This window comes from Massilia scottii, from assembly GCF_030846495.1.
Taxonomy (GTDB): Bacteria; Pseudomonadota; Gammaproteobacteria; order Burkholderiales; family Burkholderiaceae_D; genus Telluria_A; species Telluria_A violaceinigra.
In genome coordinates, this window is the sequence record NZ_JAVCWM010000011.1 from 224,257 (window position 1) to 232,488 (window position 8,232).

Annotated in this window: 11 protein-coding genes; 3 read left to right on the forward strand and 8 right to left on the reverse strand. The window is 63.0% G+C overall.

Annotated elements, in window-relative coordinates:
- Window positions 1-13 precede the first annotated feature (13 nt).
- Entirely contained in the window at window positions 14-1,483 is a 1,470-nt protein-coding gene (locus tag RBA41_RS17620) for a glycoside hydrolase family 19 protein (RefSeq protein WP_306625445.1), read from the forward strand.
- Window positions 1,484-1,556: 73 nt separating this feature from the next.
- On the opposite strand, the gene RBA41_RS17625 is transcribed toward RBA41_RS17620, so the two are convergent.
- The 6 genes from RBA41_RS17625 to RBA41_RS17650 form a co-directional block, all read right to left on the reverse strand.
- Window positions 1,557-2,510 carry an NAD(P)H-dependent flavin oxidoreductase gene (locus RBA41_RS17625; RefSeq protein ID WP_099873430.1) on the reverse strand — a complete coding sequence of 318 codons (954 nt, stop codon included), beginning with the start codon at window positions 2,508-2,510 and terminating at the stop codon, window positions 1,557-1,559.
- 96 nt (window positions 2,511-2,606) lie between these two features.
- Window positions 2,607-3,551 carry an MBL fold metallo-hydrolase gene (locus RBA41_RS17630; protein ID WP_306625447.1) on the reverse strand — a complete coding sequence of 315 codons (945 nt, stop codon included), beginning with the start codon at window positions 3,549-3,551 and terminating at the stop codon, window positions 2,607-2,609.
- Between the two features lie 7 nt (window positions 3,552-3,558).
- Window positions 3,559-4,002: a hypothetical protein gene (locus RBA41_RS17635; protein ID WP_306625449.1), complete on the reverse strand. Its 444-nt coding sequence runs from the start codon at window positions 4,000-4,002 to the stop codon at window positions 3,559-3,561.
- Entirely contained in the window at window positions 4,003-4,209 is a 207-nt protein-coding gene (locus tag RBA41_RS17640; protein WP_099873426.1) for a DUF1289 domain-containing protein, read from the reverse strand. It lies immediately after the preceding gene.
- A complete protein-coding gene (locus RBA41_RS17645) occupies window positions 4,206-4,652 on the reverse strand; it encodes a thioesterase family protein (protein WP_306625451.1) in 447 nt (148 codons plus the stop codon). Before RBA41_RS17645 ends, RBA41_RS17640 begins: the two co-directional genes overlap by 4 nt.
- A 19-nt stretch (window positions 4,653-4,671) precedes the next feature.
- Window positions 4,672-5,037, reverse strand: coding sequence for a VOC family protein (locus RBA41_RS17650; protein WP_306625452.1), 366 nt, complete (start codon window positions 5,035-5,037; stop codon window positions 4,672-4,674).
- 143 nt (window positions 5,038-5,180) lie between these two features.
- Between RBA41_RS17650 and RBA41_RS17655 the strand changes: the two genes are divergently transcribed.
- Together RBA41_RS17655 and RBA41_RS17660 are read left to right on the forward strand one after the other, a co-directional pair.
- Window positions 5,181-5,594 (forward strand): ribbon-helix-helix domain-containing protein, encoded by a 414-nt coding sequence (locus RBA41_RS17655; protein WP_306625454.1) that lies wholly within the window; start codon window positions 5,181-5,183, stop codon window positions 5,592-5,594.
- A gap of 22 nt (window positions 5,595-5,616) precedes the next feature.
- On the forward strand, window positions 5,617-6,936 hold the full coding sequence (locus tag RBA41_RS17660) for an extracellular catalytic domain type 1 short-chain-length polyhydroxyalkanoate depolymerase (protein WP_306625455.1): 1,320 nt from the start codon (window positions 5,617-5,619) through the stop codon (window positions 6,934-6,936).
- 100 nt (window positions 6,937-7,036) lie between these two features.
- Here RBA41_RS17660 and RBA41_RS17665 read toward each other — a convergent pair whose 3' ends face one another.
- On the reverse strand, window positions 7,037-7,468 hold the full coding sequence (locus RBA41_RS17665; protein WP_306625457.1) for a DUF29 domain-containing protein: 432 nt from the start codon (window positions 7,466-7,468) through the stop codon (window positions 7,037-7,039).
- A gap of 185 nt (window positions 7,469-7,653) precedes the next feature.
- Window positions 7,654-8,088 carry a DUF29 domain-containing protein gene (locus tag RBA41_RS17670; protein ID WP_306625459.1) on the reverse strand — a complete coding sequence of 145 codons (435 nt, stop codon included), beginning with the start codon at window positions 8,086-8,088 and terminating at the stop codon, window positions 7,654-7,656.
- Window positions 8,089-8,232 lie beyond the last annotated feature (144 nt).

The window sequence follows — 8,232 nt, forward strand, 5'->3', positions numbered from 1 at the left end:
CTGGAACATAAATATGAAACAACAATTATCGATGCTGGCAGCAGGACTGCTGGCGGGCATGCTGGCCGGCTGCGGCGGCAGCAGCGGTGGCGGCGAATCCACGGGATCGGAGAGCGCGTCGCGTTCGATGGTCAAGGCAAGCGCCACCTGCCCGGTGTGGAGCGCCAGCGCGGTGTTCACCGTCGGAATGTGCGCGAGTCATCAGGACAAGGTGTACAAGGCCAAGTGGTGGACACAAGGTAATGTGCCGGGAGCGGAACAGTGGGGGCCGTGGGAATTGAGTGCGGGGACGCCGACGCCTACTCCGACGCCTACGCCTACTCCGACACCGACACCGACACCGACGCCGACTCCTACGCCGACGCCGACTCCTACCCCGACACCGGGTGGTGTTCCGACGAAGGCGCAGGCCGAGGCGCGCGAAGCGCAGCTGACCGACAATGCCTTCTTCCGCAGCATCAAGGCATCGATCCGCACGCTGGACAACGCCGGTGTCGAGCAGGTGGTACCGGGACGCAGCGCCAATCCGATCAACGTGAAGCGTGTCGAACGCCTGCTGCCGGCAACCAGGTGGGATCATTTCTTCGCGGTGCGCGAACCGAGCTATACCTACCAGCGTTTCCTGCAGGCGGTGGCCAAGTTTCCAGCCCTGTGCGACGACTACAGCGACGGGCGCGATGCCGATGGCATCTGCCGACATGTGCTGTCCACCATGTTCGCGCACTTCGCGCAAGAAACCGGCGAACACAACGCGAGCAGCACGATTCCCGAGTGGCGCCAGGGTTTGAAGTACCTGCGCGAGCTGGGCTGCGACGAAAACGGCGCCGGCTGCGGCTACAACGCCGAGTGCGCCGATCCCGTGTTCAATTCGGTCTGGACCTGCGGGAAGAATGCGGACGGCAGCTTCAAGAAGTATTTCGGGCGCGGCGCCAAGCAGCTGTCGTACAACTACAACTACGGGCCGTTCTCGCAGATCATGTTCAAGGGCGACCAATCGGTGCTGCTGCGCGAGCCGGACCGGGTGGCGTCGACGTGGCTCAACCTGGCATCGGCGACGTTTTTCTTCGTCTATCCGCAGCCGCCCAAGCCATCGATGCTGCACGTCATCGACGGCACCTGGGTACCGAATGCGGCCGACCGCGCGGCGGGAGCTGGCAACAATTTCGCCACGACGATCATGATCATCAATGCCGAGTGCGGCCAGGGGACGGAAAAGGCGGCCGCGCAGAACCGCATCAACTACTACAAGCAGTTTGCGGGCGAGTTGGGCAGGAATGTGGGTGCGGAGCAGTTATCGTGCGCCACGATGCAGCGCTTCGGGCCATCGAGTTCGGCGTCGTACAGCATTTACTGGGAGAAGAACTGGAATGAAGGCGGGCAAAACCAGTGTCAGCTGGTGAGCTACCAGACGCCGTACAGCGCGCTCATTACGGATAACTATGTCAAGTGTGTGCAGGATAACTGGAAGGTCAAACTGCAGTGATACGTCGTTCCCGCGCCAAGGCGGCACTCGGCGCGGGAAGTCGTTTCTGCCAATGGCAGGAACGACGGGGCGGTTACAGCGCCAGCCGCGCACGCGCGGCATCATATTCCTGCTTCAGGCGCGCCACCATCTCGGCCACCGTCGGAACATCGTTCATCATCCCCACGCCCTGCCCCGCGCCCCAGATATCGCGCCACGCCTTGGCGCTACCCGAACCGAAACTCATCTTCGACTTGTCCGACTCCGGCAAGGCATCCGGATCGAGGCCGGCATTGATGATCGATTTTTTCAGGTAGTTGCCGTGCACGCCGGTGAACAGGTTGGTGTAAATGATGTCCGCCGCCGCCGATTCCACGATCGCGTCGCGGTACTCATCGGTCACGTTCGATTCCTTCGTCGCCAGCCAGCGCGAGCCGATATACGCAAAATCGGCGCCCATCGCCTGCGCCGCCAGAATCGCGTCGCCCGTGGCAATCGATCCCGACAAGGCCACCGGGCCATGGAAGAATTTGCGCACCTCGCCAACCAGCGCGAACGGCGACAAGGGACCTGCATGCCCGCCAGCGCCGGCAGCGACCAGAATCAGCCCGTCGACACCGGCTTCCAGCGCCTTTTCGGCATGCCGGATCGACACCACATCGTGCATCACGATGCCGCCGTAGCTGTGGATTGCGTCCAGCATTTCCTTCGGCGGCGCGCGCAGCGAGGAGATGATGATCGGTACCTGATGCTTGACGCACATCGCCACGTCGTGTTCCAGACGGTCGTTGGACTGGTGCACGATCTGGTTGACGGCGATCGGCCCGACCTTGGCGCCCGGATTGGCGGCTTGGTAATCGGACAACTCTTTCTTGAGGTCGGTCAGCCAGGTATCGAGCAGCTCGGCCGGACGGGCGTTGAGCGCGGGGAAGGAACCGACGATCCCCGCCTTGCATTGCGCCGCCACCAGCGCGGGCCCGCTGGCGATGAACATCGGCGATCCAATGACGGGAAGGGTGAGGTTTTGCAGCGCGGCGGGCAATGCCATGTCGGTCTCGCAATCGAAAAAAGTGGATGGAAGCAATTCCCAACCATTATAAGGCGAAAAAAGAACGATCGTGCTTGAAAATCGGCAGCAGCGTGTTTACAAGTCGCTGTTGACCAGATCCTCGCCGTCGCGCTTGGCAGCGCCAGCCCGCACCAGCGATTGCACGGCCCAGTCGGCCATCTGCGAGGAGGTCTCGAAACGCTGCAGATGCCGCCCGCGCGCGCCTTCGAGCACGGGGATGGCGGCGAACATGGCCGTCACGTCAGCCAGGCTGATGCGCTGGCGTTCGAGCAGCAGGAACTTGAGGATGACCTTGACCGCGTTTTCGGAATTGCGCAGCGGATCGGCTTCAAGGAAGTTCAGGCGGGTAAACGCCCTTTTCAGTGCCGGCTGGACGTCGGTGAACATGGCGCCGTGGCCGGGAATGACGAGGCGGGCGTCGAGGCTGCCGATCAGGTCGAGCGTGGCGCGCGCTTCCAGGAAACCCGATTCGCCGTCGAGCTCGGGGAAAATCACGCCGAAACCGTTGCGCCACAAGGCGTCGGCCGACATCACGATGCCTTCGCTGGGGCAAAAGAAGATCAGCGAATGCGGATGGTGGCCAGGCGCGCCCAGCGCTTGCCACAGCTTGCCGCCCAGTTCCAGCTCGTCGCCCGGCGAGACGGTGAAATCGACCCCGAAGCGGTCGCACTGCTGGCCGGTGGCCTTGAAGCTGAGCGCGTCCTCGTCCCAGGCGGCGACGTTGGCGGCCTCGGCCACCGGTATGCCGATGCGGCAGCCGTAGCGCGCCTTGAGCGCCGCATTGCCGCCGCAGTGGTCCGAATGCAGGTGGGTATTGATGACGCGCCCCAGGGGCCGTTCGCCGAGCGCGTGGCCGACCAGCGCCAGCGTCTGCGGCACGTGGGTTTTATAGCCGCTGTCGATCAGGGTGGTTTCGCCGGAACCGGTAAACAGCACATTATTGGAAGACAACCAGCCGCGCTCGAACACCTGCATCGACGCCGGCAGCCGCGCCGGGTCGGGATTTAACATTGCACTCATGGGTAACTCATTTTTTCATCTGGAACGCGAGCGAGATCTTGGCGAACTCGATCAGGACGGCTTGCGAGCCGCCATTGAAGGTGGTGAAGGAATTGCCGGTTCGCACAACCATGCGCGGCGGGAACAGCCAGGAAGCGTAGGGAATGCCGATCATCTTGGCGCCGCGCACATCGTGCCATTCGACATGCTTGTCGTACAGCCAGGTCTGGCGAATGCCGGTGGCGTCGATGGTCGTGGTGGCGCGCAGGAACCAGTAATAGCTCACGCCCAGCATCACGCCGGCGCCCAGCAGCAGCGCCTTGACGCCCAGGCCGAACGACATCAGCGGAAAGCGCCACGCCACGCTGGCGCCGTACAGCACCAGCACCAGGGTGACGACGGTGGCGAAGACCTTGAAGCCGGCCCCGTAGGCGGGGCCGGTGACCGCTTGCTGCGGCGTGTAGAAGTTCATTTAGTCAAAGTCCAGTTCGGCTTCGCGGCGGCGGATCTCGGCCCAGACCGCGCGTTTGTACTCATCCGGAGCGTTGCCCCAGGCGACGATTTCATCGAGGGTGCGCAGGCAGCCGCGGCACAGGCCCTTACCGGACGCGGTATCGGGCGCCATTTCGCACAGGCTGATGCAGGGGGACGGCACCGGCGTCTGCAGTTCGGGATTCATGCGGCCCCGATCCCGGTCCCGGCGCCGGTGGCAAGCTTGGCGGCCACCCGGGCATTGAAGCGGGCGGGATCGATCACGTGACGCTCGTGGGTGCCTTCGCAGATGCGGTCGACACCGTCCCAGGCTTCGATGCGAAACAGCACGCGCCGGCCCGCGACTTCGAGCACTTCACCCTTGATTGCCAGCGTCATGCCGGGCGGGGTCGGTGCGAAATGCGAAAAATGCACCATGGTGCCCACGCTTTGCTCGCGCGGCCAGTCGGTGAACGGCATGATGCCGTGCACGCAGGCCAGTTCCATCATGCCGACCATATAGCCGGTGGCGAGCACGTCGGGCATGTCAAGGCAGAAATCGGTGTCGTGGTACAGCTGCGGCACGGTGGCGCGCGCTGGGACGGTGTAGCTCCACTCGAAGCGGTAGCCGGGTTGCAGATCGGGACTCATGCTCGGATTATGCCTTCTTTTAACGTTGCTCGATGAGCTCGACCTTGTTCCCGAAGGGATCGTTCACGGTGGCGCGCCGCAGGCCGGCGACCATCTCTTCCAGCTGGACCTGGACGCCAGCGTCAGCCAACGCACCGACGAACTCGGCGAAACCGTCGACGATGAGGGCTGGATGCGCTTTTCTGGCGCTCTGGAAGGCACTGTCGGCACCCAGGTGCAGCTGGGCGGCGCCGCACTGGAACCAGGCTCCGCCGCGCACCGCCAGGTGGGCCGGCTTGGGCACTTCGGCCAGGCCCAGCACGCCACTGTAAAAGGCGCGCGCCTGCGCTTCGCCGCCGACCGGCATGGCCACCTGCACATGGTCGATTCCTGTGATGCTTGCCATCGTTCCTCCGCTGTGACGGGATTGATACATAAAAACGCCATTATCGCATTCAGACGAATCGCGCTTGACGGAGGACCTCAGAAGGGTAGACTACCATCCATACAGATGGCGTACGGATGCCACGAAGATGTTATTGGAGACGTATGAATGCCCGGGACCTGAAAACCAAACCCGCTGAATCGGAAAAAATCACCATCAATCTGGGCTTGATCGATCTGGGCCAGATCGACCTGCTGGTCAGTGAAGGCTTTTATTCGAACCGGACCGACCTGATACGCACAGCGATCCGGAACCAGTTGAACACCCATGCCGAGGTGGTGCGGCAAACGGTGGCGCGCAAGAGCCTGGTGTTGGGAATGCATCACTATTCCCGCGCCGACCTCGAAGCGGCGCTGGAAGCGGGCGAACGGCTGCAGATCCAGGTACTGGGCATGGCCAGCATTGCCAGCGACGTCTCGGTGGAACTGGCGCTGGCAACCATCGAATCCATCTTTGTACTTGGCGCCCTGCATGCGAGCAGCGTGATCAAGACAGCACTGGCGGGCCGCATCCTTTGATGCGCTTATATAAGGAAAGCCAATGAAACTCAATGAGAAACTGTTCGCGAACATGCGGGCCGCAACCAAGACCCTGATGGGCCAGGGACCGAAGGCCGCTACCAGCGCCATTCATGAGGCCCTCAAGGTCCTGACGCCCCACAAAGCTGCGGCTGCCCAGCAGGCGGCGGCAGCGCGCGAAGGCGCCGCCACGATGCGCGACCTGAACACGCCGCCGGCGCACGCCAGAGCGGCCGGGCGCGACAGCGTGGTGCCGCCGATCCCGCCAACCCAGGCGCAAGCAGGGGCGCAGGCAGAGCCGGCGTCGCAGGACACAGCCGCGCCCACGCAGGAGCAATACGTCAAGAATGCGGTGCAGGAAGCAACCGCGGCATTCAACAACCTGATGCCCGACCTGCTGGCCAAGCTCGACCGTGCGGGAGCGAGCGGTCATACCGCGTTCAAGATGCCGCATTTCGACCTGCCGGGCATGCACGGCGGCGCGGCGTCGACCCCGGCCGAGGCTTTGCCCGGCAAATTTACGGATGGCAGCTTCACGAATGCGGCCGGCACGCGGACTTACAAGTTGTACGAGCCGAGCAGCTACAACGGGCAGCCGATGCCGCTGGTGGTGATGTTGCACGGGTGCACCCAAGACCCGGACGACTTCGCCACGGGCACGCAGATGAACGCGCTGGCCGAGGAAATGCAGTGCCTGGTCGTGTATCCGGCGCAATCGATGCAAGCCAATTCCTCGCGCTGCTGGAACTGGTTCAATGCGGTCGACCAGCAACGCGGCCAGGGCGAACCATCGATTATTGCCGGCATTACCGAGGCGGTGATGCACAACCATGCCGTCGACAGGAGCCAGGTGTATGTGGCCGGGCTGTCGGCCGGCGGGGCGATGGCGACCATCATGGGCACCTTGTATCCGGAGCTGTACGCGGCCGTGGGTGTGCATTCGGGGCTGCCGTTCGCCTCGGCCCACGATTTGCCGTCGGCGCTGGCGGCGATGAAGGGCAATTTCGGGCCGCAAAAGGCCAGCGGCAAGTCGATTCCCATCATCGTGTTCCATGGCGACAAGGATACGACCGTGCATCCGGTCAATGGCGACGAGCTGATCAAGCGCGGCGCGCATCACGAGTCGAAGGGTTTCGTCACCGAGCCGGGCCGCGTGCCGGACGGGCACGCCTACACGCGCACCGTGCACCAGCGCGCCGATGGGACCCCGCAGGCGGAACAGTGGCTGATCCACGGCGCCGGCCATGCCTGGTCGGGCGGCAACGCGCGCGGCAGCTATACCGATGGCAAGGGTCCGGACGCCAGCCGGGAAATGATGCGCTTTTTCCAGACCAAGCGCTAAGGCGGCTGTCGACGGGATGACACTCCCGTCGATGGCGCACTGGCCCGGTCGACGGTGCCGCGCCGCGCTTGATTGATGAGGCAAATTCAGTCTGGAAGCGTCAATCAGGCAAGAAATGCTCAGCGAGCACCTGGACAAGCGTCCACGGGCACCTGCGCGGGAGTCCGTCCAGTTCCATGTTTTCGCCGGCAATGCCCAGAGCATCCTTCCAGGCATCGTCGAGCCATTCGATGTCGATCAAGGCCGACTGCAAACTGGGCATCTTGCGCAAGACGCGCCCGATGCTCACGCGCTGGTCGCCGATACTCCTTAGCAATCCACTGTCGCGCCGCTCAGGGTGCAGCTTCCATTCCAGCAATTGCGCAAACAAGGCCGACATACGCCGCCCCAGCTCGCGCTTTTCAGCCTTGGCCACGCCTTCGATTTCTTCGGCGATATTGTCAAAGTCGAGCGCCGACCACTGCCGCGCCCGCAATAAAGCAGCCTGTTGGTATGCCCAGGCCACCACGTCGGTATCGTACAAATCTGCCATTGACCGCTCCTGTTCAAAGCCAACCCAGTCTCCGTATGGTAAGCCCAAGCGAGCCCGGCACGACTGAAAATGCCTGCGCGGTGGCAAGATCGTGGCGCGAATGACGATGATGTGCCGGCAAAACGCTGGCAGCGATGTCTTTTATCGACGGTGAGCCCGGTTGAAGGGCCGGCATGAGCCAGCGGCTACCGGGGAAGAAATGCCGGTTCCAGTATCTGCGCGCTGGTCCATATCGGCATGTCCGGAAACTCATGCAGCCCGGTCTCCTTGATGGCCAGCACCAGCGCGTCGTCCCAGATCTCTTGCCGCCAGTCATCGTCGGTAAGGGCGCCTTTGAGACTGGGGACCTTGCCGAGCTTACGGGCGATCGAGGCGCGCTGTACCTTCATCGTTTTAAGCCAGCTCTTACTGCGCAATTGCGGCTGGAATTGCCACTTGAGCAGGTGGGCAATCAGCACGGCCATCCGGCTGCCCAGTTCGCGCCGCACGCTGTTGCCCACGTCCTCGATTTCCTCGGCAATATTCTCAATATCGAGCGCGGACCAGCGGCGTTCGCGCAACAGCGCCGCCTGTTCGATCGACCAGGCAAGCACATCCTCGTCATACAGAGTCGCCATCATCAGCACCTTTTTGCTGCCACAATTTTAAGCACACATATCGATTCCCCGACCGACCTTCAACGTGCACCAATGCCACTGAGAAACTTCGCCACGCGACGCAGATTGCGGACGTCGACGAGTTCGCTTTTTGACGGCGAGCCGAGC